The sequence below is a fragment of the Pantoea sp. GbtcB22 genome (assembly GCF_019091025.1).
In the GTDB taxonomy this organism is placed as follows: domain Bacteria; phylum Pseudomonadota; class Gammaproteobacteria; order Enterobacterales; family Enterobacteriaceae; genus Pantoea; species Pantoea leporis.
Genome location: NZ_JAGXKB010000995.1, coordinates 1 through 231, shown reverse-complemented (window position 1 = coordinate 231; position 231 = coordinate 1). Strand labels below are relative to the sequence as shown.

Below are 231 nucleotides of genomic sequence, written 5' to 3'. Positions count from 1 at the left end.
ATCGGCCGGGCCTGCGGGCCGCGCTGGCGGTCCGGGGAGAGGAGCAGCTCGAGGGCTGCGGCCCGGCCCGCCTGGTCCAGTACCGGCGGCAGCAGCCGCTGGCGGGCTGCCTCGGTGACACGGCGCAGGGCTTCTTGGTAGCCGCACCCGCAGGCCTGGTGCAGGGCCCGGGCGATCTGCTGCTGGTGGGAACGAGAGGGCGTTTTCTTGCGTGATTGCGGCATGACCGAC

Annotated in this window: 1 protein-coding gene; it reads left to right on the top strand. The window is 73.6% G+C overall.

What is annotated here, in order from left to right:
- The coding region (locus KVT28_RS27285; protein ID WP_217551476.1) for a hypothetical protein at positions 1-215 on the top strand (215 nt) is incomplete at its 5' end.
- Positions 216-231: the final 16 nt, after the last annotated feature.